Origin of the sequence: Mycobacterium appelbergii, assembly GCF_032883035.1 — a bacterium.
GTDB lineage: Bacteria > Actinomycetota > Actinomycetes > Mycobacteriales > Mycobacteriaceae > Mycobacterium > Mycobacterium appelbergii.
This window is the reverse complement of the sequence record NZ_JAMQTH010000023.1, coordinates 1-26,732: the sequence shown is the minus strand read 5'-3', so window position 1 is coordinate 26,732 and position 26,732 is coordinate 1. Positions and strand designations below refer to the sequence as shown.

The following is a 26,732-nucleotide window of genomic DNA, read 5'->3' as shown; positions in this document are numbered from 1 at the left end:
CCGATGCCGACAATTCAGCTCAGCCGCATCTCCAAGCGCTACCAGGGCAGCGACGCCAGTGCCGTCGATGACCTCGACCTGACCGTCGACGACGGTGATTTCATGTGCATGCTCGGGCCATCCGGCTGCGGGAAAACGACCACGCTGCGCATGATCGCGGGCCTCGAACAGCCCACGGCCGGGTCGATCTCGGTCGACGAGCAGGTACTGGATTCGGTGGAACGCGGACTGTTCGTGCCGCCCGAACGCCGTGAGATGGGTCTGGTCTTCCAGAGTTACGCGCTGTGGCCGCACATGACGATCCGGAAGAACACCGAATACGGGCTGCGGCTGCGCAAGGTCGGGCGCGAGGAACGACGGCGGCGGGCCGAAGAGGTCATGACCGTGATGGGCATCGACCGGTACGCCGACCGCTACCCTTCGCAGCTCTCGGGCGGTCAGCAACAACGGGTGGCGCTGGCCCGGATGCTCGCGGTGAACCCCCGCGTCATGCTGCTGGACGAGCCGTTGTCGAACCTCGACTCGCGGCTGCGTCTCGAGATGCGCGCCGAGCTCAAACGCATCCACCAGAACTTCGGATCGACGCTGGTCTTCGTCACCCACGACCAATGGGAAGCGATGACGCTGGCGACGCGCATCGCGGTCCTGTTCGAGGGCAGGCTCCAACAGATCGGGACGCCGACGGAAATCTATGACCGACCGCGAAACCGGTTCGTCGCGGAATTCCTTGGTAATCCACCGATCAACATCATCGAGATCGACGAGGCGGAGTCGGCCCCGCATCTGGCCGCCGCCCACGCTTTTGCGCTCGCCCACACCACCGGCTCGGCCCGGCCCGGCTCGATCGGGTTCCGCCCCGAGTCGGTGCGCATCGAACGCAGTGATCAGGAGAGCACCGGCACCGGCCTGTGCATCGACGGCACCGTATTCGCCGTCCTGCCCACCGGCGGCAGCTGGACGATGGAAATCGTCTGCGACGGTCGGCATCTGTTCGCGACCACATCGATCTCCCCGGATATCACCCCCGGTGATGAGGTGCGGATGCGGATCGCTTCACGCGACGTCCATGTCTTCGACACCGAAGGCGACCGCATCGATGCCGGCTGAATCCGAGACACCACGATTGCTCGCACTCGATGTGGGCGGCGTCATCGTGGAAACCGGCCCAGCCGACGGTTGGGCCGAAGTGTTCGCCCGGCAGTTGCTGGACGGCGCCCGGCGCTCCCTGCCGGACGCTGCAGATCTACCCGACAGTGACTGGGTGGCAGCAGAACTGGCCGAGGGACGGGCTCGCCACAGTACCTGGAAAGGGGCGGACCGCGACGGCGTTGAACTCGACGACGAACAACTGTGGGCCCTGCTCGCCCGGCCGGCCTGGGGACGGGCCCTGCTGGAGCACATCGCCCGCGACCGCGCCGGGTTGACCGCCGCGCTGTGCCTCACGTGGGAGACACGGGTCGCGCGGCCCGGCATCGGCGGGCTGCTCGACGCCTGTGACCGCGCCGGTATCGACGTGTGCATCGTGAGCAACACGATATCCGGACGCGCTTACCGAACCGTGCTGGCCGACAACGGGTTCGACGGACGCTTCGCCGGCCTGGCGTTCAGTGACGAAGTCGGTATCCGCAAGCCCGATCCCCGGATCCTGCTGCGCGCCGTCGAACAGGCGGGTGGCGATCCGTCGACCACGTGGTACGTCGGCGACACCTACCGGCGGGATGTCGCGTGCGGTCACCGCGCCGGGGTCGCCAAGACCATCCTGATGCGATCCGGCCGCACCGAGCCGCCCCCAGCGTACGGACCGAAACCCGACGCCATCGTCGCCGATCCCGCAGCGCTGCTGGACCGAATCACCCCGGGGCGCCATGCCCGCACCTGAAGCGAAGAGGATCACCGACATGTCCGACCTGTCTGCCCGCTGCTCGGCCACCGCACGACGTGCCGCGTTGGAGGTTGGACCGATGCTGCGCACCGGATTCCGCAACGAGATGAACATCGACCTGAAAGCCGACATCCACGACATCGTCACCAAGTACGACCGCGCGGCCGAACAGCGAATCCGCGAGATCATCGACGAGGACTTCCCGGGTTCGACGATCGTCGGCGAAGAGGACGGCGCCCACGGCGATCAGAGCCCGACGTGGTACGTCGACCCCATCGACGGCACCTCGAACTTCGCCCGCGGTATCGCGTTCTGGTGCGTGTCGATCGCCGCGGTCGTCGACGGCGACGTGATCGCCGGAATCATCTATGACCCCGTGCAGGACAACATCTTCACCGCCGACAGCACCGGCGCCCGATTGGACGGTGAGCTCATCCGGTCGCGCGGGTTCACCACGTCCGGTCAGGCCACCGTGCTTGCGCACTATCCGATGCCCGCAGACCTCGCGGTCGACGAGGACTACAGCCTGCGCCGCTACGGCGCGCTCGTGAAGGACTTCTCCGCGGTGCGCAACACCAGCAGCGGTGCCCTGTGTCTGGCCCACGTCGCGGCCGGGTGGGCCGACGCGACGTTCAACTTCGGGACCAACTCCTGGGACGTCGCCGCGGGAAGCTACCTGCTCAAACTGGCCGGCGGCAGCTACCACGCCTACCGCAACGGCACCGAGCAACCGGCACACGGCGATTTCCTGGCGCCCGACTACTACGCCCACGTCGCCGATGCCGACTTCCCCCTGATCGAGCGGACCATGCTCGAGGGCTCCCGACTGCGTTCTGCCTGACCCTGATACGACCCACCGCGCGACACTAGGAGGACCAATGCACATGACCAGATCCGGGTTCCGCCGCACCGTCGTCACCGGCGCTGCGCTGGTGATCGCGCTCGCCGGGTGCGCCCCGCCCAGTCCCACGGGCACCGACGACGCGGCAGCCCCGCTGGTGCAGAAAACCTTTCAACCGGACGAAGCCGCCGAAGGCTTCGACCTGGACAAGCTGATCGCCGCGGCACGCACCGAACCGGGCATCACGGTCTACGACCAGACCGGAAAGGTCGTCGACACCGCCAAGGCCTTCGCGGCGAAGTACGGACTGCAGGCCACCGGCGTCAAGGTCGAACTCGGTGCCATCGACAAGGTGCTGCGGGAAAACCAGTCGGGCAATGTGATCGGTGATGTGATCGTCAACGAAGACCTGCCGACGTTCGCGGTCGAACTGCTCGACCAGGGTGTGCTCGTCAACTGGGTGCCCGGGGATATGAAGGAGACGATCAAGCCGCAGGACCAGTACCCGCTGATTGTGCACTACGGCCCGATGGGTTGGACGTACAACAACGAGGTCTACGACAAGTGCCCGGTGAACAACATCTGGCAGGTCACCGACAAGGAGTTCACCGGACGCGTCGCGATGGCCGATCCGCTGAGCAACCCGAAGTACCCGTACTGGTTCAACTCGATGGCGCTGAACGACGACGCCGCGCTGCGGGCGGAGTACAAGGAGTTGTACGGCACCGAACTGACCACCGATCAGCCTGACGCCGCGCACGAGTGGGTCAAACGCTTCGCCGAGAACCAGCCGAAGCTGACCCAGACCGACGAGGAAGTCTCCGAGGCCGTCGGCGCCCCGGGACAGGCGGAGCCGAGCTTCGGACCGATCTCGATGGCCAAGTTCCGCAACGTCGCGCAGAAGGGCTACCACCTGGCCCTGTGTGACGGCATGAAACCGTGGGCGCTGCAGGCCTTCCCCTCCGCGATCGCGTACTCCGCGAAGACCAAGAGCCCCAATGCCGCCAAGCTGTTCATCCACTACATGCTCACCCAGGAGGGGTTTGCGCTTCAGCTCGGCGACGGCAAGCCCTCGACCAACTCGCAGGTTCCCGCGCCCGACGACCCGTCACACGTCAAGGACTTCCTGGATCAGATGGCACCGCTGCGCAACGACGACCTGGTCAGCGACTACCGCACCAAATCGGACTGGGACGATTTCTGGCGCAGCTCGCACCACTGAGCTGCGGTGCGATCCTGCTAGCGTCCGTGGCACCGAGGAGGTGAGGATGACCGACGAGCGCATCGACTTCGCGCAATGCTTCACGCCGGTCATCCCCACCTTGGGGATCCCGCTCTACTCACAGATCGTTCAGCAGGTCGAGGACGCGTTACGGCGCAAAGCGATCCACCCGGGCCAGTTCCTGCCGCCCGAACCCGAGCTGTGCGCCGGGTTCAACGTGGCCCGAACCACCCTGCGGCGGGCCGCCGGGCAGCTGATCGATCGGGGCACGCTGCGACGCGTCCCCGGCGTCGGGACCCAGATAAGCCAGCTGCCGTCGATCGACTACTCGTCGTTGACCAGCCCCAGCCTCTACTCCGATCTCAAATCCGCGCACCGTGACCCCGAGACCCGCGTGATCTCGATGGTGCCGGTCACCACCGACAGCGCGCTGTCCCGGCATACCGGCTTCCCGGTCGGCACCGAGCTGGTTGCGCTCGACCGGCTCCGCCTCGCCGGCTCCACCCCCATCGCGGTGCTCGGCAATCACCTGCCCCAGCAGCTCGCCGACTTCGACGCGCACCGACTGGTCGCCAACAGCCTCGACGCCGTCCTGCGGGGCCGGGGCCACCACACCCGGCGCATCGAATACGAAGTCAGTGCGTGGGTGGCCACCCCCCACGAGGCTCGGCTGCTCGACATCGCCGAGGGCACGCCACTCCTACGCGAACACCGCTGGGCATATGACGTCGCAGGCAACTACATCAACTTCTCCGAGAACTACTACCACCCGACGCACTTTCACATGCGCGGCGTGCTGCTCGACGAACAGGGGAGCCGGCGGGCCTGACCCGCCGGTGCGCGCGAACGCAACGACACCATCACGACTCGCCCACAGCGCGGAGCCGTTGCACCGCTCATCTGCGCATCCGGCTACGATTGACGCACTTGATTCGGTTTTCGGTCAATACGGCTTTCGCCGAACCACATTGGAGTGATGTTGACGTCTGTTCGTCGTGCCTGTCTGGCGGTCGCGCTCGCAGTGCTGGCCGTACTGGGTGGTGTCGTGGTCACGGCTCTTCCGGACTGCGCCGAGCATTGCCAGACGATGGCCTCGCCGCCGCAGGGCGCGCCGCGGCCCTCACCCACCGAACCGGCCAGGCTGACCATTACCCCCAAGCCGGACACCGACGACGTCGACCCGTTGGGCCGGGTACTGGTCACCGCCACGACCGGAACCGTGGCGAACGTCAAGATGGTCAACGACGCGGGCAAGGAGATCCCGGGCATCCTGACCCCGGACAACAAGACCTGGAAGCCGACGACGGCGCTGGGCTACGGCCGCACCTATACCTTGACCGTCGCCGCCACGGGCCCCGGCGGCATGCCGACCCGGCAGACCTCGACCTTCACCACCGTGACCCCGGGTTACCAGGCCCGGGTGTACCTCAACGGCACCTCGTACACACCGTTGCAGGACGGTGCGACCTACGGCGTCGGCATGGTGGTCGTCGCGCGCTTCGACGAGCCGATCACCGATCGCGCCAACGCTGAACGCCGCATGAAGGTGACCACCACCCCGAAGGTCCTCGGCTCGTGGAACTGGATCGACGACCAGACCGCGCACTGGCGGCCGGAGAAGTACTACCCGCCGGGTACCAAGGTCACCGTCGACGCCAACATCTACGGCGCCAAACTCGGTGACGACCTCTACGGCGCACAGGACGAGAAGGTGTCGTTCACGATCGGCGATTCGCACGTCTCGGTCGCCGACGACACCGACAAGCAGGTCAGGGTCTACGAGAACGGCAAGCTGGTGCGCACCATGCCGACCTCGATGGGCATGGGCGGCACCGAGACCGTCAGCGGCACCACGATGAGCTTCTGGACCCCACGCGGCGTCTACACCGTGATGGACAAGGCCAACCCGGTGATCATGGATTCCTCGACCTACGGTCTGCCGGTCAACTCCCGGCTCGGCTACAAGACCACGATCCCGTGGGCCACCCGCATCAGTATCGACGGCATCTACCTGCATCAACTCAACTCGACCATCTGGGCCCAGGGCAAGGAGAACGTCAGCCACGGCTGTCTGAACCTCAGTGGCGAGAACGCGGAGTGGTTCTACAACTTCTCGATGCCCGGTGACATCGTCGAGATCCGCAACACCGGCGGGGAGCCACTGAAGGCGACCAACAACGGCGACTGGTCGGTGCCGTGGGCGCAGTGGCGCCAGGGCAGCGCGCTGAAGCCCTAGCCTTTTACGCCGGTTTCGACGTCAGGGTTGTTGATCGCCCGGAATCGCGACCGTGGTGTCGACATCGGCGGTCAAGTTTTTCAATTCGTCGAGCACCGTCGCGACCACAGCGGCCAGCCCTTGACCCGAGGCGGCGATCCACTGCTCGAACGCGACCTTGAACACCGCCATGCCCGTCTCGGCGGCCAACCGTGCGCTCCACTCGGAGACCCCGCGCCGGCGCAGTGCGTCGGTCATGTCGACTGCCAGTGAGGCGAGCTTGATCAGCTCGCGTTCCCGCAAGCTGGGGTTGGCATCGACGATGGCCTGGCGTCGTCGGGCCTGGTCGCGTCGTCCGTCGAAAACGCCGCCGACGGCAATCAGCCCCAGGCCGACCGCATCGAGCGGGGTCGCCGTGCCCGGCGCTTCGGCTATCCCGCTCACCAGCAGGTCGACCAGCTGAGATTGGCCGCCGAACAGCACCTCGCGTTTGTCGGCGAAATGACGGAAGTAGGTGCGCTCGGTGAGCCCGGCCCGCTCGGCAATCTCGGCGACCGTGGTCTGGTCGAAGCCGCGCTCGGTGTAGAGAGCCAGCGCGGCGTCTTCCAGGCGGCCACGCGCGTTGGGCTCCCAGCGACTCATGACTTCAGATCTTAGGGAATGTCAGTGACTGTCATCGCGTTCCAAGTCATGACAGTCACTGACATCAGGAGGTTCTCATGAAGTTTTTCGTCACCGGTGCGTCGGGATTCGTCGGATCAGCCGTGATCCGCGAGCTCATCGCGGGCGGCCACGACGTGGTGGGGTTGGCCCGCTCGGACGCGTCGGCCGAGGCCGTCGCCGCAGCCGGCGCGCAGGTCCACCGCGGCGATCTGTCCGACCCGGACAGCCTGCGTGCCGCGGCCGAGGCGTCCGACGGTGTCGCCCACCTGGCGTTTCATCATGACTTCGACGATTTCGCCCATGCCGGAGAGTTGGACCGCCGCGCCATCGAAGCCCTCGGGGAGGACCTCGCCGGATCCGGGCGGCCTCTCGTCGTCACCTCGGGGATGGCCGGGAACACGCCCGGTCGAGCCCTCACCGAGAACGACGGCGCCCATCCCGGAATGCCGCGGGTGTCCGAACACGCCGCGCTGCCGTTCACCGGGCGCGACGTGCGCGTGGCGATCGTGCGGCTGTCGCCGACCGTGCACGGCCAGGGCGACTACGGCTTCGTGCCGCGGCTGATCGACATCGCCCGCGAGAAGGGCGTCGCGGCCTATCCCGGTGACGGAACCAACCGCTGGCCTGCCGTGCACCGCCTCGATGCCGCACGGCTGTTCCGGCTGGCGCTCGAGGAGGCGCCCGACGGTGCGGTCCTGCACGGTGTCGCAGAGGAGGGCATCGCGACCCGCGACATCGCAGGCGTCATCGGCCGTCACCTGAACCTTCCGGTCACGGCCGTCCCCGTCGAGGAAGCGGTCGACCATTTCGGGTGGCTCGGCGGATTCTTCTCCGCCGACATCCCCGCATCTAGTGCGCTGACCCGCGAGCGGTTCGGGTGGCAGCCGACCGGTGTCGGTCTGCTGGAGGATCTCGAGCAGGGGCATTACTTCGAGCCCCGGTAGCCTCGAGGGCAATAAACGATGGATCGGGAGGTCATCGATGGACCTCGTGCTCGGGCTTTCGATTACGGCGAAAGTCGTCCGGTGGGTACTGGTCGAAGGGGTCACGGGTGAGGGTGCGCCCGTCGACCGTGGTGCGCTCGATATCTCCGACGTCGACGCGTTCGATGCTGAGGCGCTGCTGGAGACCTTGCTGACGGGTGGCGACGTGCATGCCGTCGGGCTCACCTGGTCCCAGGACGCCGAGGCCGCGGCGGTCAAGGTTCGCGCAGCGCTCGAGCTGCTCGGCGGTGGCGCATATGTGGTCGGTGTGTCCGATGCCGGGGCCACCGAGTTGCTCGCCAGCGGCATCGCGGACCTTGCAGGTTATGACTTCCTCGTGGTGTGCATCGTGGAGCCCGACGCCGTGGTGGTCGCGACGGTCAATTCCGGGCGGGTGAGCGTGGCCCGGGTTGACCGCGCGGACTCCGCCACGGTAAACGACCGGGTGATCGATGTGGTGCGCCGCGCACGCCCGAGCCCCGACGCGATCTTCGTCCTCGGATCCGATGACTCCGACGAGCTGATGTCCACCTTGCGTGCCGCGATGGACCGTCCGGTCTTCACCGCCACCGAGTCCGACGTCGCGCTGGCCCGCGGGGCGGCGCTCGCATCGGCACGCGCGCTCGATGCCTCGGAGGAGCCGGCCGCGAAACCACGGGTCTCGCAAGTCCGGGTGCTGTCCTCGGTGCTGGCCGCCGCTGTCGTGGTTTTCGTCGTCTCGGTGTCGCTGGCCCTGGGACTGCGGCTGACGCCGCAGTCCCAGGAGCCCGTGCGCAACACCAACATCGTGGAGCACTCGGAACGGCCTGCCGCGCCGCCACCGACCGCCGAGGCCGCCCCTGCGCCGCGGCCCGCGGCGCCGCCACCCGCGCCCGAGGTGGCTCCGGCTCCCGAGGTGGCACCCGTCGCCGAGCCGGACCCGGAGCCGCCCGCGGCGGTACCCGTCGCGCCGCAGCCGGCATATGAGCCGCCCGCGCCGGAACCGGTCTACGCGCCGCCACCACCACCCGCATACGTCCCGCCGGTGATCGCACCGCAGCCGCCGCGCCTGCGGGACCGGATCATCGAAAAGATCCCGCTGCTCAACCGCTTCCACTGAGCGCTGGGTCCTCACGACGTCGCGTGAGTAACGCCATGGCGAGAATTCGGGCGAATAACCGCCATGGCGTTACTGGCGTGGCGCAGTGATCGAAGCGGTCACATCAAATGGGCACCTACTCCCGCCACGTCCGCTCGAACGGTAACCGCCACGCATTCGGTGCGATCAGCTGGTGAATCGCATTGGGCCCCCACGTGCCCTGCGGATACATCTTCACCATCGGCGGATCCTCCAGCAGATGTGCGGAGCGCTCCCACAGTGATTCGATGCCCTCGGCCGTGGTGAACAGCGTGTGGTCCCCGCGCATGGCGTCGAGGATCAGCCGTTCGTAGGCCTCCATCACGTCGGCGATCTCGGCGGTCTCCTGCGTGGAGAACTGCATCGACAGCTTCTCCAGCCGCATCCCCGGCCCGGGACGTTTGCCGTAGAACGACAGCGACACCTTGGACTCGTCGGCCAGATCGAAGGTCAGGTGGTCCGGCCCCTGCTCGCCGACGCCGGAGGCCGGCGGGAACATCGTGCGCGGCGCCTCCTTGAACGCGATCGAGATGATGCGCTGCCCCTCGGCCATCCGCTTACCGGTGCGCAGATAGATCGGCACCCCGGCCCAGCGCCAGTTGTCGATGCCGACCGTCAGCGCGATGAACGTCTCGGTCTCCGAATCCGGCGCCACCCCCTTCTCCTGGCGGTAGCCCTGGTACTGCCCGCGGACCACATTCGCCGGGTTGATCGGCAGCATCGACCGGAAGACCTTGTTCTTCTCCTCGCTGATGGCCCGCGGCTCCAGTGCGGTCGGCGGCTCCATCACCACGAACGCCATCACCTGGAACAGGTGAGTGACCACCATGTCCTTGTAGGCGCCGGTGCTCTCGTAGAAGTCAGCCCGCTGATCCAGTCCGAGGGTTTCGGGAATGTCGATCTGGATGTGGTCGATGAAGTTGCGGTTCCAGATCGGCTCGAACAGACCGTTGGCGAACCGGAACGCCAGGATGTTCTGCGCCGCCTCCTTGCCGAGGAAGTGGTCGATCCGGAAGATCTGCGACTCTCTGAAAGTCTTGTGCACGAACTGATTCAGTTCCACGGCGCTGGCCAGGTCGGTGCCGAACGGCTTTTCCATCACGACCTTGGAACGCGCCACGAGGCCGGCGTCCTTGAGCATGGTGATGACGGCCTGGGCGGCCTTGGGCGGTACCGACAGGTAGTGGAGCCGACGCACGTCGGTGCCCAGTTCGGCTTCGGCGGCGGCGACCGCCGCGGCCAACGCCTCGGGGCCGGCCGCCTGCGGCACATAGTGCACCTTGCCGGAGAAGCGCGCCCACTGCTCATCGGTCGGTTGGCGGGTGGCGAACTGGTCGATCGCCTGCTTGGCGTGGGCGAGGAACTGTTCGTCGGTGAAATCCTCCAACGAGGTAGCCACCACCCGGATATCGGGGCTGAACGTCGAATTCTCCAGATACGCCAGCCCCGGGATCAGCTTGCGCTTCGCCAGATCGCCCGTTGCGCCGAACAGCACGATCACGTGCGGCGGCAGCGCCTCATCGTCGCGGCGGTGCGGATGGGCGCCAGGTGCGGGATATGCGATGTATTGAGCCTTGTCGACAGCCACGTTCCGCATACTTCCATCCTGGGTCGGCCTGGCGACGGTGAAACGCTGCCTCCGAATGGATTTACCAAGCCCAGCTATACATTTCGCGCGGAGAGTGTTAACCAAGTCGACGCACGATCTTGCTGTGATTCAGCACACTACCGAGGTACATTGTGATCCCAGCCATAGAAAGGGCAGTCAATGATTGGTGCAGTTGTTGGCGTTCTCCTGCTGATGCTCGGTATTGGTGCGATTGCCGGCGTTGTCGTGGCTGTAGTGATGGGCCTGCCCACCCTGGCCATCGTCATCGGCCTCATTTCCGGAGCGTTCTTCGCCGGTCGAGCCGTCTGAGCCTTGATCCGCTGACGAATTAGCTGGGCGCCGGTGTCGTAACGAGGAACGGGTTCGTCGTCTATCGCGATCCCGGTCCTTGGCCCGAAGCCTGGCCGGTGCGATGTCCGCTGCCGGAACCGTGATCCACGTCACTGTCCAGTGCTGTCAGGAATCCGCGGTCTGTCCCGTTCAGGATGTAACTGAACGAGACAGGAGCGGAACCATGCAACATCGCATCGTCGTCCTCGGGGCCGGATACGCTGGGGCGTTCTCCGCCGGATATCTGGCCCGCCGACTGCACTCCGACAACTTCGAGATCACCATCGTCAACGCCGAATCCGACTTTGTTGAGCGGCTGCGCCTGCACCAGCTCGCCGCCGGGCAGGAACTCCGCCGACGACCGCTGGCGGAGGTGTTCGCGGGCACCGGTGTCCGGCTGAGACTGGCACGGGTAACCAATGTCGATGCCGAACGCCGAATTGTGACAGTTGCGGACGGCGAGGGCACGGACAGGCTCGAATACGACACCCTTCTCTATGCGCTCGGTAGCACTATCGCCGACGACTGCGCTTCTGGTGTCGCCGAGCACGCTTTCCACGTGGCGGCACGGCCCTCGGCGCTGCGTCTGCGTGCACGGCTCGACGAGCTGGGCCGGGACGCCAAAGTGCTGGTGGTCGGCGGTAACCTGACTGCGATCGAGACCGCCACAGAGATCGCCGAATCCCGTCCAGGACTTCGCGTCAGCCTCGCCACTCGCGGCGAGCTGGGTGGCTGGCTGGGCCCGACGGCCCGGAGTCACCTGCTGCGCGCCTTTGACCGGTTTGGTATCGCCGTTCACGAGCACACCGCTATCGAGCGCGTCGAACAGACAGCGGCAATCGCCGCCGACGGCACCGCATTCGTATCCAACGCGACGGTATGGGCCGCCGGTTTCGCGGTCCACCCGATTGCCGCCGCGAGCGGCCTCACGGTGGAAACCAACGGCCAGATAACAGTCGACCGTCAGATGCGGTCGGTGTCGCACCCAGATGTCTACGCTGCGGGTGACAGCGCATTTGCCATCGGCGACAACGGTCAACCGTTGCCGATGTCCTGCGCATCAGCGGGCCCCACCAGCAAGCAGGCGACGGCCGCGATCATCGGAGACCGGACCGGGCGCAAGATCACGACGACCGCGATGACATATATCGGCAACCACATCAGTCTCGGACGCAACGACGGTCTGTTCCAGCTCGTCGACGGAAACGGGCGTTCGAGATCGGGGGCCCTACGTGGCCGGACGGCCGCGCACGTCAAGTCGGCAATCCTCAAGACCGCTGTCTGGGCTGTTAGTCACCCGACGTACGGAATGCCGAGTCACAAGTACCACTTGGCCAGCACCCAAGCGCGCTCACGCGACGTGGACGTCGCATAGAGTCGCGCCCATGGACGCCGCGACCGTGGCGCGTTTCGAGGCCAGCCGGAATCGGTTGTCCTCGCTCGCCTATCGTCTGCTCGGCTCGGCCGCCGATGCCGAGGACACGGTGCAGGATGCGTTCCTGCGTTGGCAGGCCGCCGATCGGGAGTACATCGAAGTGCCCGAGGCATGGCTGACCAAGATTGTTACGAACTTGGCGCTCGACCGGCTCCGTTCGGCGCGGGTGCGGCACGAACGCGCGTCCGGCGCCTGGATGCCCGAACCGCTCCTCGCCGGCGACCCGATGCTGGGCCCGGCCGATACCGTCGAGCAGCGCGAATCGGTGACCCTGGCGGTGCTGACGCTGATGGAGCGTCTGTCGCCTATCGAACGGGCCGTATACGTGCTGCGCGAAGCCTTTTCGTACAGTCACGCCGAGATAGCCGGTATTCTCGACATCACCGAGTCGGGAAGTCAGCAACACTCCCATCGAGCGCGACGCCGAATCGGCGTCGCTGGCAACGGCTTTGAATTCGACCACGGATCGGCGCGTCGGATCGTCGAGGCGTTCGTCGATGCCGCCTCCTCGGGCCGGACCGAACGATTGGTGGCGCTGCTGACCGCCGACGCCACCGCCGTCTCTGACGGCGCGGGCGGGCGAGCCGTGAAGCTGATTCGGTACGCACTGCCCGACCGGATCGCCGCCATTGTGCAGGCCGGCTTCAAACCGTCTGCGGCGAAGCGGAAACTGGCAGGCGGTCCGCTCTTGATCCATGCCGCTGTGGTCAACGGCTGCCCGGCCATGCTGGCCACGCACGGAGACCGGGTCGTGGGCGTGGCGCTCCTGGAGATGCGCGGCGACAAGATCGCAAACGTGCGCGGCATCGCAGCCCCGGAACGACTCCGACGGCTCACCGGGGAATGGCAGCGACGGGAGCGTGATGTCTCGCTGATCAAATCATGGTAATCGGCTGTTCGGCAATATATTTCACGGTTGTCGGTCCAACTGTCGCGGTAGCGGCTGCGGAGTCTTCTTGCTCTGAGGCCGGACATGGGGTATGGGCTACATCACAGGTTGTCAGAACCGACGTTCGCGCGGTGTCTTATGCGCGAACACCGACAACGACGGGTATGCGGCCCCGACCGGTCATGGCAAAGGAGAGGATTCGTTGGACGCAACAGGTCAACCCGGCGGGCAGCGGCAGGCAGCGGGCCCCGATAACGATTCACCCGCTACCGTCGAGGCGACAGAGGTGTTCGTCGCGCACCGCAATCTGCTGTTCACTGTCGCCTACGAGATGCTGGGTTCGGCGGCCGACGCCGAAGACGTCATGCAGGAAACCTGGCTGCGGTGGGTAAAGGTCGATATGGCGCAAGTGACCGAGCACCGCGCTTATCTGGTGCGGATCACGACCCGGCAATCCCTCAACAGGCTGCGTTCGATGAAGCGAAGCAGAGAGGAATACGTGGGCTCGTGGCTCCCCGCGCCACTGCTCACCGCACCGGATGTGGCTGCCGATGTGGAACTCTCCGAAAGTGTGTCGATGGCGCTGATGGTCGTGTTGGAGACATTGACGCCGACCGAGCGGGCCGTGTTCGTGCTGCGGGAAGCGTTCGGAATCGGGTACGACGAGATCGCGGCAGCCGTCGACAAGACCCCTGCCGCTGTGCATCAGATCGCCCACCGTGCCCGCCGCCACGTCGCCGCCCGCCGACCGCGCAGGGTGGTCACCGCACGGCAGGCGCAGACGGTTCTCGAGGCGTTCCAGGCGGCACTCGAGAGCCGAAACCTGCAAGGGTTGCTCGACGTTCTCGCCCCCGACGTTGTCGTGATCAGCGACGGCGGTGGCATCAAGCAGGCCACCCCGCGTCCGGTCATCGGCGCCGAGAAGGTGGCCCGTTTCATCGTCGGGGGACTCACCCGCAACGACGTCTCGCTTACCGTCGAGCAGAGCGTGATCAACGGCAGCCCCGCACTGGCGCTACATCTCGACGGCCAACTTGACGGGGTCATTGCGATGCGGGTTGAGGACACCCGCATCGCCGGCCTCTACTACGTCCGCAACCCGCAGAAGCTGACCCACGTCGAATCCGAGATACCGCTCGCATTGCGATGAATGCGATGGCCCAACCGGCCATGAAGCTGCCCCACTCTGCATTGTGAGCTACCTCACACGCTGTCACGGGTGCGGCTCCATCGGTGTCACGTGTTCAGACACCGAAACGAAGGAGACGCAACGTCATGGATCAACCGTCCGACGAAATGTGGGAATCTGTCTACCGGGGTGAGTTACCAGAGATGGGCGCCGGCCCCATTGCTGCTGGGGTGAAAGCGCCGTGGAGCCTGGGCGAGCCGCAACCAGAGCTTGCCGCGCTCGTCGAGCAGGGAAAGTTCCACGGCGACGTACTCGACGTCGGCTGCGGCGAGGGTGCGATCTCCTTGCACCTGGCCGAACGGGGATTGACCACTGTGGGGCTGGACTCGTCACCCACCGCCATCGCGCTGGCCAGGGCCGAAGCCGAGCGACGCGGGATTACCAATGCCACCTTCGAGATCGCCGACATCAGCGACTTCACCGGCTACGACGGCCGATTCGGCACGATTGTGGACAGCACGCTGTTTCACTCGATTCCCGTTGAGGCTCGCGAGGGGTACCAGCAATCCATTGTGCGCGCGGCCGCGCCGGGAGCGTCGTACTTCGTGCTGGTGTTCGACAAGGCAGGCCTGCCTGAAAATCCCATCAATCCCGTCACCGAAGACGAGCTGCGGGAAGTCGTGTCCAGGTACTGGGTTGTCGACGACATCAAACCCGCCCGCATCCATGCCGTCATTCCCGATGGTATCGAAAAGCTGTTCCCGACAGCTGATCTCAGGTGTGAACCGCATGGGCGCAAGTCAGTACCGGCCTTCCTTCTCGCCGCACACCTGGATTGATTGTTCGGCGAAAGTGTATGCACGGCAATTTTTCTGCAAAAGCCGGTAGCCACGGCACCGGCCGCGTGAAACCCGACGAGAGGAGACACACCATGGCTGGGCGCATCGATGTGGTCGTGATCGGCGGCGGGTACGCCGGCGTCATGGCAGCGAATCGGCTGACGCAACGTGATGACGTCGCAGTGACCCTGATCAACCCGCGCCCGAGCTTCGTCGAACGGATCCGCCTGCACCAGGTGGTGAGCGGCTCCGACGACGCGGTCACCGGCTACGGGCAGGTCCTGGGCGCGGGCGTCCGACTGCTGGTCGACACCGTCACCCGGATCGACTCGGCCGATCGGCGGGTGACGTTGGCCGGCGGGCGCACGGTCGGCTACGACTATCTGATCTACGCAGTCGGCAGCGGCAGCGCCGACACCCGCATTCCCGGAGGCCCCGAATTCACCTACCCCATTGGCACTCTGGAGCACGCGCAACGACTGGCCGGGGTCCTGCGGACCGCGCCGGCAACGGTGGAGGTCACTGTCGTCGGCGGTGGGCCGACCGGCATCGAGATCTCCGCCGAGCTCGCCGAACAGGGCCGCAAGGTGGTCCTGGTGTGCGGCGCCACGCTCGCCCCCTATCTGCACCCGCGAGGCCGCCGGGCGGTGGCGAGGCGGCTGGACAAACTCGGGGTGGCCGTGCTCGACGGGCACGGCGCACAGGTGACAGCCGTGCAGCGCGATTCGGTGCACCTCGCGGACGGCCGAATGCTGGCCAGCGCAGTGACCATCTGGACCGCCGGATTCGCCGTACCCGATCTGGCGATGCGCAGTGCGCTGAGCACCGATGCGGCCGGGCGGCTGATCACCGACGAGACGCTGACAAGCGTGGACGACGACCGGATCGTCGCCGCAGGCGACGCGGCAGCGCCGTCGAATCTCCCCTTACGAATGAGCTGTCAAGCCGCGATGCCACTGGGCGCACGGGCTGCCGACACGGTGCTGGCCCGCATTGCCCACGAGCAGCCCGCTGATCTCGATGTGGGATTCTTCGGCATGTGCATCGGATTGGGTCCGCGGGCCGCCACCGTGCAACTCGCGACCAAGGACGACACCGCAGGCAGGTTCATCATCTCTGGCCGCCTTGCAGCGTGGATCAAGCAGCGGTCGTATACCGGTCTGACCGGGCACCTCGCCGACGAGGCACGCGAACCAGGTTCCTACACCTGGAATTTCAAGGATGCGCGGCGTCGGCAGCGGGTTGCGGGCCGCAATGCGCGAGCGGCACCGAATGAGGCCTCACAGTTGAAGGCGCGTCCGTAGTCCTGTCGCGCGTACCGCTTGCCGTTGGATCGCCGCACGAACCTCTGATTCTGTGCCGACGACGCGTACCCGCGTCTTCGCGCGGGTCACCGCGGTATAAAACAGCTCGCGGGTGAGCAGTCGGGAGTCTTCGGGCGGCAACAGCACCGTCACCTCGGTGGCCTGGCTGCCCTGCGATTTGTGGATCGTCATGGCGTGCATGGTCTCCACCTCGCTGAGCCTGCCGGTCGCGAACGAGCCGACACCGCCGATGACCGCCCGTAGCCCGTCCGGGGTGGCGACGGTGACGCCGGTGTCTCCGTTGTAGAGCTTGAGCCCATAATCGTTGGCCGTCACCAAGATCGGCCGCCCGGCATACCACGACGCCCACAGCGGCTCGCCGGTCTCCTCGGTCAGCCACCGCTGCACCTGCCGGTTCCACTGCGCGACACCGAAGGGCCCACGGCGGTGTGCGCACAGCAGCCGATGTTCGTCGAGGGTCGCCAACGCTGTCGACGCATCACCGAGCGCCGCGGCTTGGCGCAACCGAAGCGCATGCGGCACCAGAATCTCGCGCAGCCGGTCGGGGGCGTCGGTGCGTACCCACTCGATGTGCTCACCTCCGGCCGCCAGCACCTCAACCGCCGCCGACGCGTCCCCGGAGCGGATCGCGGCGGCCAACGCACCGATGGACTCGCCGAACCGGTGAGCGGTGCGCAAGGCGGCCACCCCGCGGTCGCCGAGGCCCTCGACCAGATCGGCCAGCACCGCGCCGGCCTCCACCGAGGCCAGCTGATCGGGATCGCCGACCAGAATCAGCCGGGTCTGCGGACGCACCGCCTCCAGCAGCCTGGCCATCATGGTCAATGACACCATCGACGTTTCGTCGACCACGATCACGTCGTGCGGCAACCGATTTCCACGGTGGTGCCGGAATCGTGAGGAGGTATCGGGCCGGGAGCCCAGCAGCCGGTGCAGCGTGGTGGCCTGCAGGCCCGTCAGCCGGGCGCGGTCGACGGCGTCGAGCCGGTCGACCTCCAGTTGCACGGCCTCCTGTAACCGGGCCGCGGCCTTACCGGTCGGCGCCGCCAGTGCGATGCGTGGCCGCGGTGCGCCTTCCAGCGCGGCCTGCTCGGCCAGCAGGGCCAGCAGCCGGGCCACCGTTGTCGTCTTACCGGTGCCCGGCCCGCCGGTCAGCACCGTCAGCCCCTGCGACAGCGCCACTTTCGCGGCCTCACGCTGCTCCTCGAAATCCGACCCGAACAGCCGCGACACATCGGGGGCCGCGCCACCCGGGCGCGCCGCGGCCAGGGCCAGCACGTCGTCGCACACCTGCTGTTCCTCCAGCCAGTACCGGTCCAGGTACAGCAGGTCACCAAACAGCCGCAGTACCGGTGGAGTGCTCGACAGCGGGCTGGCATTCACTGCCGCCAGCCAGTCCGATGCGGCCGGCCAGGGCAGCTCCGGAAGGTCCACCTGTTCGGCCACGGAACGCAGGTCCACACACACCGAACCACCACGCAGCGCCCGGACCGCCACCGCGACGGCCAGCGCGACCGTCTCGTCGGGTTCGTCGGCCAGTGCCGTCAACCGTTGTGCGACATGCACATCGGCGGGTTCCAGAATCTCGTCGAACGCCTCCAGCAGTGTCACGGCGTCCCCTCATCCAGCAGTGCCGACAGCGCGAGCACCAGCGTCGCGGGTGGCCGCCAGCTGAACACTCCGGCCGGATGGCCATCGACGACGGGGGTCGCCGCCCCGCACATGCCCCGGACGAACAGGTACATCACCCCGCCCAGATGTGTCTCTGGATCGTAACCGGGCAACCGCCAGCTCAGGAACCGGTGCAGCACAACGCTGTACAGCAAGGCCTGCAGCGGATAGTCGGAGTGCAGCATGGCCTCGGCCATCCGCTGCGGGCCGTAGTCGGCCGCCGTCAGCTCGCGCTCGCCCGTACCCAGCCAGTTGGTCTTGTAGTCCACCACGATGAACCGCGAACCGACCCGCAGCACTGCGTCCACCGAACCGGACAGGTAACCCCGCAGCGGCTGGTTCCCCAGTGCACCGGCCGACAACCGCTCGGCGTACGAGGCCAGCGGATCGTCGGCGGGCAATTGTTCACGCAGCAGCGTCCCGAGAGCCGCGAGCCGCGCGAACCGCCCACCGTGCAGATCACCGCCGGCCATCGGGAATTCGAAATCCAACTCGCGCAGCCGGTCCGGCAGCCCGATCTGGCGCAGGGTGATCCCCGGCGCCAACGGGCCAAGGGGAGTGTCATGCAGGGGCACCAGTGCGGTGGCCAGATCGGCCGCACCGACCTCGACCGGCCAACGCGCGGAATGTGCCAGTACCTGGGACTCCAACTCCGCCGTCAGGTCGACCGCGAACGGATCGGCCGTCTCCAGCACCGCGTGCACCAGCGACCCGAACGCGGCCCCGGTGGGCAGCTGCGCCATGGGCGAGGGCACGTCGGCACCGGATGGGGCGGCGACGACGGGAATGTCGTCGACCTCGTCGTCGAGCTCGACCACCTCCGGCTCGCTGGACACCCCGGAATTCTCGGCCGCGCGCAACAGGCCCGAATACGACGTGCGCCGCCAAGCGGTATCGATGGGGCGGTGGAAATGGCGGACCTGCAACTCACCGTCGGGCGGGGTCGCCGGCACGGGCGTGAAGTCGCCGATCACCGACTCCTCGATCACCGGCCCGCCGGCAGCCTCCCACGCCCGCAACCGATCCAGCGCGTCGGCGTCACTGAGTTTGGCAGGAACACACTTGTCCGGCACCGCCGCTTCACCGGGCCTGCGGCCCCGCAGCAGTCGCGACAGCCCACCGTTGGGTTCATCGCGCGACGGTGCCCACCACGCCACCACCTGAGAGCAGGCGCGGGTCATCGCCACATACGTCAACCGGCTGTCATCGGCGGCCGCCTCCGCACGGCCCGCGCGTGCCACCGCCGGGTCGACGTCACCGATGTGCAGGCAGCGCACCCCCTCATCGTGGAACAACACCACATCCGGTTCGGGCACATAACGATTGAACGCGAACGGCAGGTAGACGATCGGGAACTGCAGGCCCTTGCTCACCCACACCGTCATGATCTGCACCGCGGCGGCGTCGCTGTCGAGGCGGCGGTTGCGTTCGGATTCGCCGCCGCCTTCCGAGCGTTGCGTACGCAACCAGTCCCGCAGCGCGGGCAACCCGAAACCTTCCCGGTGCGCGGTGTCCTGCAGCAGCTGGGTCATATGCGCGAGGTCGGTCATCAGCCGCTCACCGCCCTGCCAGGACAACACCCGCTTGCCCATACCGGCCAACTGTGCGGCTTCGAAGACCGCCGCCACGCCGCGTTCGCGCGCATGTCCGGCCCAGGTGCGCAGCGTCTCGGCGACGCGGTCGGTCAGCGCATCACCGCCCGTGGCAAGGGATTCAGCGGTCTCACCGAAGAACACCGTGGCGGCCGCGGCCCGCACCAGCCCGGGACGGTGCGGCTGGTCGAACGCCTCCAGCAGATACAACCAGTCCTCGGCCGCATCCGAACCGAACACGTCCGAATCCCCGGTGTACACCGCGGGGATTCCGGCATCGAGCAGCGCGCTGTGACAGGCCCTGGCGTCCTTGTGGGTTTCGGTGATGACCGCGATGTCGCGGGCCTGCACCCGCTCGCCGTTGAACCTGGCGCCGCTTGCGAGCAGCGCACCGATGTCGGCGGCCAGGTCCTTGCCGATGTGGGTCCGCAGATCGGCGATGGGAATCGTCTGGGTCCCAGAGCGTTTCCGCGACACCACCCGCAGGCGGAACGGGTCGTTGTGCGGGGCGCCGGCCAGCCGGTGGCCCTGGTGGTGCGCCTGCACATCGTGGACGACGATGTCGGGTCCGCCGAGTTGGGCACCCTGCAACACCGCCTGCAGCCGGTCGACGAGTGCTGAATCACTGCGCCAGTTGGTGCCCAGTGTCTGCTTGTCGCCCGCGGTCGCCGCGGCCCGCAGGTAGGTGTCGATATCCCCGCCGCGGAACGCGTAGATCGCCTGCTTGGGATCACCGATCAGGATCAGCGTCGAGCTGCCGGAGAATGCCCGCTCGATCACCTGCCACTGCACCGGGTCGGTGTCCTGGAACTCATCGACCATCACGATCGGCCACCGCTGATGCATCCGCAGCCGGGCTGTGGAGTTCTCAGATTTCCCCCGCACGTGAGGAGGACCGGGAGCCAAAGCGGCGGCCAGGCGGGTGAGCAGATCGTCGTAACCCAGGATTCCGCGGCGCCGTTTGCGGATCTCCAACTCGGCGAGCACATCCCGCGCGAATGTCAGCCGGACCGCTGTCGGCGAATCGGGATCAGGATCGCGCGGTCGCAGCTCGGTACCCGGATTGTTCACCACCACCCGGGCCAGCCGTAACGCCTCGCGGTAGCCCAGCTCCGGATCCTCGCGTTGCCTGCCGAAGTGGGCGAGATACAGATCGTCGACGATCTCGCACACCAGCTCGTCAAGGCTGTCCACCAGTGTCACACCGGAATCGCTGTCGCCGGACACCCCGAGGGATTTCAGCACGATCTGGCAGAACTGATGCGTGGTCGCGATCGTCGCGGCGTCGAATCCGGCCAGCGCGTCCCGCAGCCTCCGTCGGCGGGCCTCCTGATCGTCGGCGATCAGGTACTGCAGCAGATCGGTGTGGGCGCGCGACGGATCATCGAAGGTCGCGAGCGCCTCGACGATCTGGGAGCGGACCCGCTCCCGTAGCTCCTGGCTGGCTGCCCGGCCGAACGTGATGAGCAGCATCTGATCCAGCGTCGCCGCACCCTCGGCGACCAGTCGCGTCACCAACCCGGCCAATGCGAACGTCTTGCCGGTGCCCGCGCTGGCCTCCAGCACCGTGGTGGTGTTGCGGGCGGGCAGTGGACCGAACAGGTCGAATACCTTCACTACGACGACCTTTCGGCGCGAAGCAACGGCAGCCACAACCGCTCGGAATATTCGCCAAGGCCGGTAAGGCTGCGCAACGGTGCGCTGCGGCCCCACGCCCGCACCTGTGCAGGCTGCTGGTCTTCACCCGGGTAGTTGCCGGAACGCCAGCGGAATCCGGCGGCACGCTCAGGATCGTCGCCGGCGTGGCGCGCCGCGGCCCACGCGAACGACGTCTTCAGCGGCAGCGGCAGTGGCTCACGGCGTCCGGCGTCGTAGATCGCCACCAGATCGGCCAACAGCTCAGCGGGATTGTCGGGGCTGCCCAACCCATCCACCCGCGGTGTCTCACCCCGCTTCGGGCGGCCGATACACACCGCTGCCCAGTCTCGGCCCGGGTGCGCGGTGGCCAAGGCCAGCAAGGGAATCCAGCTCTGCAGCAGGTGCTTGCCGTCCAGTTTGGAGTAGGTCACCGACACCAACCGTTCCGTGAAGACCGGTGAGACGGTGCCGGTGAGCCGGCGCCCCGAGCCCAGATCAAGGTCGACGTCATAGGCCTCGCCGTCGCCCCCGCGGTGGTGCAGTGCCTCGGCGGCCAACGTCGCGCACCGATCCCGCAACTGAATCGCCCGGCGCCACCCCAACTGTCCGGGCGGCAGGGTGCCGCGACGCCATTCCGCCTGCTGCGCGTCGGCCGGTGTCATGCCGCGCAGGATGTCGCCCAGCATGCGGTCCCCGACGGTCCATTCCTCCAGCGCATCGATGTCGACGGGCATCTCGTCGGACACCCCCTCGACATCCCACGGCAGCGTGTATTCCAGTGCCCGGAAGAATCCCTTGACCGGATCTCTGAAGAATCCGAGCAGGTCCTCCAGCGCGACGTCGTCGGGGGGCGGCATGGGCAGTGGTTCGGAGAAGAACGGTGGCCGCTCGGCGCGTTGTCCGGTGCTCGCCCTGGCGGCGGTGAGCGCGGTGGTATCGAAGGTGAACGGTTGACCGGGCAGTATCGCCCCCGGCATCACATTGCGAATGTCGAAGGGCTGCAACGGGTGATGGGTGACCACGTCGACCGGCCCTTCGGCGGTGAGGTTCAGCGTGTCGAGCAGTTCGGCCACCGGCACCGCAGGCGGGCGGGCCTGGCCGGAGTATTCATTTGCGCCGGTGTAGGTGATGACCAGCGCCTGGGTGGCCGCGCCGATCGCGTCGAGCAGCAACTGGCGGTCCTCGGAGCGGATATCGCGTTCACCGGTCACCGGGTCGCGGGCCAGTGCATCGTCACCGTCGACGGCCCCCAACCGGGGGAACACCCCGTCGTCCAACCCGACCAGGCACACCACCCGGTGCGGCACCGACCGCATCGGCACCATCGTGCACACCGTCAAGGTTCCGGTCCGGAAGTTGGCCCGTGTCGGGCGCCCGGCCAGATGCCGGTCCAGCAGGGCCCGAATGTCCTGTAGCCGCAACGCCGTATCCGGTTGCGCGGTGCGCAGGATATCCGCGAACTCGCGTTGCACCTGGGCGCTCGGCCAGTCCTCCTCGGCGAGCCCCAACGAGTCGATGCCCGCCGAGAGCGCGGCCAGCCATTCGGTGAGGGGTCGGGTGCCGCTGAGCCGGCGGACCGCCTGGTGCAGCTTTTCCACGAAGTCGGCGAACCGGCCGGCCAGCTCCACACGGTTACTGCTGACGTCGTCGAGGGGCAGCGTGGTTTCCAGCCAGGCGTGCGAATCGTCGGACATCGCGACCCCGGCCAGCACCCGGTCGATGCCGAAGCGCCAGGTGTTGTGCAGGAACCCGACGCCATAGGGCTCGCGGTGTTCCGGATCGAAACCCCAGCGGATGTTCGCCTCGCGCACCCATGCGGTGACCGCTTCGAGATCGTCGTCGGTGAACCCGAAGCGCGCCCGCACCGGCGCGGACTCGGCGAGGCTGAGCACCTCGCTGGCGGTGGCCCGCCCACCGGCCAGCGCGAGCAATTGTGCGGCCACCGCGAGCAGCGGATTGGTCTGCACCAGTGCGCGATCGGCCAAGCGCACCCGCAGCTTGTGCGCCGGATGCGGGCCGAGGCCGATGTGTGTTCCGTGTGGGTGCGACGCCACGTCACCGAGCCCGAAACCGGCCGTGATCAACGGGGCGTAGGTCTCGATGTCCGGGCACATCACGAGGATGTCGCGGGGTTCCAGCGTCGGATCGTCGGCGAGCAGGCCCAGCAGCACCTCCCGCAGCACATCGATCTGCCTGGCCGGACCGTGGCAGCTGTGCACCTGCACCGACCGGTCGGTGTCCCGGTGCAGACGGCCAAGGGGACGTATGTCGTTGGCGGCGATATCGGATTGCAGCCAGCCCAGCAGCGTGTCGGGATGCTCTGCATCGGTGAGGTATTCGTCGGTATCAGGCTGCGGGAGGACGCGTTGCAGCTCTCGCAGATCCCGGCCGAGCGTGGCCAGTAGGGGATGGCTGACGTCGCGGTGGCTGGTGTCCTCGCGGCGTGGGATCGGGCCCTGCAGAGGGGACAGCGAGCGCCACAGGTCGTCGCTGGGATGAGGGAGCCACAGGTGCAGATCGTGATGGGTGGCCAGCGCCCCGAGCAGTTCGATCTCGGTGACGGGCAGCCGGGTGTGTCCGAACAGCGACAATCGCTGGGGTAACTCGCTGGGCGAGTCACCCAGCCGGGCAAGCACGTTGGCGTGGCGGATGTGTGGGGGGTCGGCGTCGATGCGCTCCACCAGGGCGCGCCACAGCGGCGGCTGCCACGACAGATCGTCGGGGATGTCCCGCCAGTCGATGAGCAGTTGCGGGCGTTGTCGTGCGTAGGAGGCGAACAACCCGGCCAGCCGGCGGGCCACTGCATAGCGCCGGCCCTGGCGCAGTTCGCGCTCCTCGCCTGCTTCGAACTGCCCGAGGTGGGTGGCCAGCGTGCGGCACCACGGTTCGTCGAGATTCTCGTCGATCACCGCCAGCAGCGGCCACACCATCGCGTCGGGCGCCCACGGATCCTCATCGTCGGTCCCGGTCAGCTCGGCGATCAGCGAGCGCGGATTGCGGAACTCGACCCCGGCACACACCCCCAGCCGGTTCGACAGCCGTTGGCTCAGCCACCGTTCCACGCCCTTGGCCGGGACCAGCACCAACTCCTGGGCGAACGGATCAGGCAGCGGATCGGACAGCAGGGCACCCAGCCCGTCGGCGAGCAGATCCGTGCGCTCGGCCCGGTGCAGGTGAAGTGCCATCGAGACACAACCTTAGGAGACCCGGTCAGGGCGCCGCGGCGGTTGGCCCTGTGAGTGCGGCCGGCCGGCAGGTGCAGGCGACCACCAGCGTCATGACGGCGGCGATGACGAACGCGAGCCGGACGCTGAACAAGTCGGCCGCGCCGCCGAGCAACGCGGCGGCGAACGGGCGCGATCCGAGGAACCCGACGAGCCACAGCGCCATGATGCGGCCCCGCAACTCCTCGGGGGCACGCTCCTGGACCACGGTGCTCAGACCCGTCATCGCCCACCCGAAACCCAGCCCGGCAATCGCAAAGCCGATCAGCGCCAACGCGGTAACGGTGCCGAGCGCGAGCAGTGCGCATCCGGCGGCCAGCAGCCACAACCCGATCGAGGACACCAGCGCCGCACGCATTCGGCCGCGCAGGACCGCGAGCGTGACCATCCCGACGGCCGCGCCGACCCCGAACGCCGTCGACAAGGCCCCGACCAGCCGCGCGCCGCCGCCGAGCTGTTCGGCCAATGACGGCGTGAGGGTGATCGACGGGTCGGAGGCGAACCCGACCATGGCCACCGCCACCAGAGCGAGGAACAGCGGGCGGTCACGCCACACATACCGAAGCGCGGCCCGCACCCGGTAGTCGCTGTGCGGGCTCAGTTTGGGCCGGGTCGGAAAGCGCACCAGCACAAGGAAAACAGCGAACACGAGATGCAGCCCCGCGCTGATCGCGAAACCGGTGGACGCACCGAGGTGCGCGGCCAGGTAGGCGCCGATGGCCGGCCCGAGGATACGTCCGATGGTCATCGGGATGCTGTTGAGTGCCATTGCGGTGGCCAGTTCGCCGTCGCGGATCAGGCTGGGCACGATCGACTGCATCGCCGGACCGCCGATGACGAATCCGAAACCGACGAGCATCGACCCCACCAACACCGGTACCGCGGCGGCGTTGCCTTCCAGGTCGGGCTTGATCGCCAGCCAGACCGCCGTCGAGCCGGATCCGGCGATACACATCAGCCGGCCCAGCAGAATCTGGCGGGCCGGGTTGCCGGTGTCGGCCCATTTGCCGCTGGTCGGGCTGAGGATGAGCTGGGGGAGGAACTGCGCGACGCCGACGAGCCCCACCATCACCGCCGAACCGGTGGCGCTGAAGATGACGATGGCCGCGACGATGCCGTGCGTCCACACCGCGACGACCGAGAACATCTTGCCCCAGAACAGCGCCCCGAACACCGGGTCGAACATGAGGCGAAGGGCGCCGCGCGGATGCGTCGGGGCGGTGACTTGAGTACTCATGTGGCCACCCCGCGCTCGAAGTCGGCCACCAGGTGGCCCAACAGCTTCACCAGGGTGTCGACGTCGCCGTCGGGCCAGTCGGTCACCGTCTCGGCGACCATCTCGCGACGACGCTCGGTGACCTCGCCCAGGGCGCTGCGGCCCTTCTCGGTGAGCACCAGCACACAACGTCGCTGATCCTCGGCGGCAATGGTCTTGGTCAGCAGGCCGGCGGTGACCACGCTCGCCACAGTGCGGCTGGCAGTGGAATGTTCGACGGCCATGTACTCGGCCACCTCGCCGATCGAGGCGCCCTGTCCGGTTCTCTCGCGCTGCTCGACCGCACGCAGCACCCGCAGCGTCGACAGTGTCGGCACAGCACCGGAAGAATCGATCAGCCGCCGCCGCCAGCCGGCGCGTTGACGAACGGTGTGAATACGCACCAGCAGCTCGTCCAGGTCGTTGTAACGAGATTCAGGCACTATATATGCATAGCACATACATATTTTTTGCCGGACGGGTGTGCCCGCCGTTGGTCACATGCGGCACATCGGTACCAGCCTGGAATTGGGTGTCGTGCCGCCTGCCTATTAGCGACTTTGTCGCTGATATCGCCACTGGTGCCACATGGGTGACTACGGCACCAGTCGAGAAATCACATGGTGATCATTGGCAACATTGGAATCGCTGGTACCAGATTTTTGCTTGCCCGCCTATTAGCGACTTTGTCGCTGAGGTGGCGGCATGTTCGCCCGCCGGCCGCGGACACGCTCGACGAGCATGGCACTCGGGGCCACGGTGGACGCCGAAATTGCACGCAGGGACAAGATGAGCGCTTGGATTCAAGCGGTGGCTGCAACGAATGTGGACGGGTCTGAGAGTAGTCGGTCGAGTTCTTCGGCGGGGGTGCGC

Annotated in this window: 21 protein-coding genes; 14 read left to right on the top strand and 7 right to left on the bottom strand. The window is 67.1% G+C overall.

Annotated features, from left to right (window positions below; all coding sequences use genetic code 11):
- Window positions 1-3 precede the first annotated feature (3 nt).
- From M1247_RS34945 to M1247_RS34920, 6 genes are all read left to right on the top strand, one after another.
- Complete coding sequence (locus M1247_RS34945; protein ID WP_317161042.1) at window positions 4-1,107, top strand: ABC transporter ATP-binding protein; 1,104 nt, start codon at window positions 4-6, stop codon at window positions 1,105-1,107.
- A complete protein-coding gene (locus M1247_RS34940; protein ID WP_317161041.1) occupies window positions 1,097-1,879 on the top strand; it encodes an HAD family hydrolase in 783 nt (260 codons plus the stop codon). Before M1247_RS34945 ends, M1247_RS34940 begins: the two co-directional genes overlap by 11 nt.
- 19 nt (window positions 1,880-1,898) lie before the next feature.
- Window positions 1,899-2,723: an inositol monophosphatase family protein gene (locus M1247_RS34935; protein ID WP_317161040.1), complete on the top strand. Its 825-nt coding sequence runs from the start codon at window positions 1,899-1,901 to the stop codon at window positions 2,721-2,723.
- 43 nt (window positions 2,724-2,766) lie between these two features.
- On the top strand, window positions 2,767-3,945 hold the full coding sequence (locus tag M1247_RS34930; RefSeq protein WP_317161039.1) for a substrate-binding domain-containing protein: 1,179 nt from the start codon (window positions 2,767-2,769) through the stop codon (window positions 3,943-3,945).
- Window positions 3,946-3,991: 46 nt separating this feature from the next.
- On the top strand, window positions 3,992-4,774 hold the full coding sequence (locus M1247_RS34925) for a GntR family transcriptional regulator (protein WP_317161038.1): 783 nt from the start codon (window positions 3,992-3,994) through the stop codon (window positions 4,772-4,774).
- A gap of 144 nt (window positions 4,775-4,918) precedes the next feature.
- Window positions 4,919-6,181 carry a L,D-transpeptidase gene (locus M1247_RS34920; RefSeq protein ID WP_317161037.1) on the top strand — a complete coding sequence of 421 codons (1,263 nt, stop codon included), beginning with the start codon at window positions 4,919-4,921 and terminating at the stop codon, window positions 6,179-6,181.
- A gap of 21 nt (window positions 6,182-6,202) precedes the next feature.
- Here the strand turns inward: M1247_RS34920 and M1247_RS34915 are convergent, their stop codons facing one another.
- Window positions 6,203-6,802: a TetR/AcrR family transcriptional regulator gene (locus tag M1247_RS34915; protein WP_317161036.1), complete on the bottom strand. Its 600-nt coding sequence runs from the start codon at window positions 6,800-6,802 to the stop codon at window positions 6,203-6,205.
- Window positions 6,803-6,879: 77 nt separating this feature from the next.
- Between M1247_RS34915 and M1247_RS34910 the strand changes: the two genes are divergently transcribed.
- Window positions 6,880-7,767: an SDR family oxidoreductase gene (locus M1247_RS34910; protein ID WP_317161035.1), complete on the top strand. Its 888-nt coding sequence runs from the start codon at window positions 6,880-6,882 to the stop codon at window positions 7,765-7,767.
- Window positions 7,768-7,804: 37 nt separating this feature from the next.
- The gene (locus M1247_RS34905) at window positions 7,805-8,905 is read left to right on the top strand and encodes a DUF7159 family protein (protein WP_317161034.1); all 1,101 of its coding nucleotides are present in this window, start codon (window positions 7,805-7,807) and stop codon (window positions 8,903-8,905) included.
- Window positions 8,906-9,020: 115 nt separating this feature from the next.
- Here M1247_RS34905 and zwf read toward each other — a convergent pair whose 3' ends face one another.
- Window positions 9,021-10,520 carry a glucose-6-phosphate dehydrogenase gene (zwf, locus tag M1247_RS34900; protein WP_317161033.1) on the bottom strand — a complete coding sequence of 500 codons (1,500 nt, stop codon included), beginning with the start codon at window positions 10,518-10,520 and terminating at the stop codon, window positions 9,021-9,023.
- 171 nt (window positions 10,521-10,691) lie between these two features.
- On the opposite strand from zwf, the gene M1247_RS34895 reads away from it, so the two are divergent.
- The 6 genes from M1247_RS34895 (at window position 10,692) to M1247_RS34870 (ending at window position 16,458) form a co-directional block, all read left to right on the top strand.
- Entirely contained in the window at window positions 10,692-10,841 is a 150-nt protein-coding gene (locus tag M1247_RS34895; RefSeq protein ID WP_317161032.1) for a hypothetical protein, read from the top strand.
- Window positions 10,842-11,046: 205 nt separating this feature from the next.
- Window positions 11,047-12,237, top strand: coding sequence for an NAD(P)/FAD-dependent oxidoreductase (locus M1247_RS34890; protein WP_317161031.1), 1,191 nt, complete (start codon window positions 11,047-11,049; stop codon window positions 12,235-12,237).
- 10 nt (window positions 12,238-12,247) lie between these two features.
- Window positions 12,248-13,186: a sigma-70 family RNA polymerase sigma factor gene (locus M1247_RS34885; RefSeq protein WP_317161030.1), complete on the top strand. Its 939-nt coding sequence runs from the start codon at window positions 12,248-12,250 to the stop codon at window positions 13,184-13,186.
- Between the two features lie 286 nt (window positions 13,187-13,472).
- Entirely contained in the window at window positions 13,473-14,336 is an 864-nt protein-coding gene (locus tag M1247_RS34880) for an RNA polymerase sigma-70 factor (RefSeq protein ID WP_317161093.1), read from the top strand.
- 125 nt (window positions 14,337-14,461) lie between these two features.
- Window positions 14,462-15,154 carry a class I SAM-dependent methyltransferase gene (locus M1247_RS34875; RefSeq protein WP_317161029.1) on the top strand — a complete coding sequence of 231 codons (693 nt, stop codon included), beginning with the start codon at window positions 14,462-14,464 and terminating at the stop codon, window positions 15,152-15,154.
- Between the two features lie 92 nt (window positions 15,155-15,246).
- Entirely contained in the window at window positions 15,247-16,458 is a 1,212-nt protein-coding gene (locus M1247_RS34870; RefSeq protein ID WP_317161028.1) for an NAD(P)/FAD-dependent oxidoreductase, read from the top strand.
- Here M1247_RS34870 and recD read toward each other — a convergent pair.
- From recD to M1247_RS34845, 5 genes are read right to left on the bottom strand one after another with little or no spacing between them, the layout of a single operon-like run.
- Window positions 16,435-18,090: an exodeoxyribonuclease V subunit alpha gene (gene recD, locus M1247_RS34865; protein ID WP_317161027.1), complete on the bottom strand. Its 1,656-nt coding sequence runs from the start codon at window positions 18,088-18,090 to the stop codon at window positions 16,435-16,437. The genes M1247_RS34870 and recD overlap by 24 nt on opposite strands.
- Entirely contained in the window at window positions 18,087-21,359 is a 3,273-nt protein-coding gene (gene recB, locus M1247_RS34860; RefSeq protein WP_317161026.1) for an exodeoxyribonuclease V subunit beta, read from the bottom strand. The genes recD and recB overlap by 4 nt, the downstream gene beginning before the upstream one ends.
- Window positions 21,359-24,565: an exodeoxyribonuclease V subunit gamma gene (recC, locus tag M1247_RS34855; protein ID WP_317161025.1), complete on the bottom strand. Its 3,207-nt coding sequence runs from the start codon at window positions 24,563-24,565 to the stop codon at window positions 21,359-21,361. Before recC ends, recB begins: the two co-directional genes overlap by 1 nt.
- A gap of 25 nt (window positions 24,566-24,590) precedes the next feature.
- On the bottom strand, window positions 24,591-25,841 hold the full coding sequence (locus M1247_RS34850; protein ID WP_317161024.1) for an MFS transporter: 1,251 nt from the start codon (window positions 25,839-25,841) through the stop codon (window positions 24,591-24,593).
- Window positions 25,838-26,320 carry a MarR family winged helix-turn-helix transcriptional regulator gene (locus M1247_RS34845; RefSeq protein ID WP_317161023.1) on the bottom strand — a complete coding sequence of 161 codons (483 nt, stop codon included), beginning with the start codon at window positions 26,318-26,320 and terminating at the stop codon, window positions 25,838-25,840. Before M1247_RS34845 ends, M1247_RS34850 begins: the two co-directional genes overlap by 4 nt.
- Between the last annotated feature and the right edge of the window lie 412 nt (window positions 26,321-26,732).

Excerpts from the sequence above, each read along its gene's own strand:
- M1247_RS34890 (WP_317161031.1), top strand. The coding sequence starts at position 11,047 with ATGCAACATCGCATCGTCGTCCTCGGGGCCGGATACGCTGGGGCGTTC.
- M1247_RS34930 (WP_317161039.1), top strand. The coding sequence starts at position 2,767 with ATGACCAGATCCGGGTTCCGCCGCACCGTCGTCACCGGCGCTGCGCTG.
- M1247_RS34905 (WP_317161034.1), top strand. The coding sequence starts at position 7,805 with ATGGACCTCGTGCTCGGGCTTTCGATTACGGCGAAAGTCGTCCGGTGG.
- M1247_RS34875 (WP_317161029.1), top strand. The coding sequence starts at position 14,462 with ATGGATCAACCGTCCGACGAAATGTGGGAATCTGTCTACCGGGGTGAG.
- M1247_RS34895 (WP_317161032.1), top strand. The coding sequence starts at position 10,692 with ATGATTGGTGCAGTTGTTGGCGTTCTCCTGCTGATGCTCGGTATTGGT.
- M1247_RS34885 (WP_317161030.1), top strand. The coding sequence starts at position 12,248 with ATGGACGCCGCGACCGTGGCGCGTTTCGAGGCCAGCCGGAATCGGTTG.
- zwf (WP_317161033.1), bottom strand. The coding sequence starts at position 10,520 with ATGCGGAACGTGGCTGTCGACAAGGCTCAATACATCGCATATCCCGCA.
- M1247_RS34915 (WP_317161036.1), bottom strand. The coding sequence starts at position 6,802 with ATGAGTCGCTGGGAGCCCAACGCGCGTGGCCGCCTGGAAGACGCCGCG.
- M1247_RS34845 (WP_317161023.1), bottom strand. The coding sequence starts at position 26,320 with ATGTGCTATGCATATATAGTGCCTGAATCTCGTTACAACGACCTGGAC.
- recC (WP_317161025.1), bottom strand. The coding sequence starts at position 24,565 with ATGGCACTTCACCTGCACCGGGCCGAGCGCACGGATCTGCTCGCCGAC.
- M1247_RS34925 (WP_317161038.1), top strand. The coding sequence starts at position 3,992 with ATGACCGACGAGCGCATCGACTTCGCGCAATGCTTCACGCCGGTCATC.
- M1247_RS34870 (WP_317161028.1), top strand. The coding sequence starts at position 15,247 with ATGGCTGGGCGCATCGATGTGGTCGTGATCGGCGGCGGGTACGCCGGC.
- M1247_RS34940 (WP_317161041.1), top strand. The coding sequence starts at position 1,097 with ATGCCGGCTGAATCCGAGACACCACGATTGCTCGCACTCGATGTGGGC.
- M1247_RS34850 (WP_317161024.1), bottom strand. The coding sequence starts at position 25,841 with ATGAGTACTCAAGTCACCGCCCCGACGCATCCGCGCGGCGCCCTTCGC.
- M1247_RS34935 (WP_317161040.1), top strand. The coding sequence starts at position 1,899 with ATGTCCGACCTGTCTGCCCGCTGCTCGGCCACCGCACGACGTGCCGCG.
- M1247_RS34945 (WP_317161042.1), top strand. The coding sequence starts at position 4 with ATGCCGACAATTCAGCTCAGCCGCATCTCCAAGCGCTACCAGGGCAGC.
- M1247_RS34910 (WP_317161035.1), top strand. The coding sequence starts at position 6,880 with ATGAAGTTTTTCGTCACCGGTGCGTCGGGATTCGTCGGATCAGCCGTG.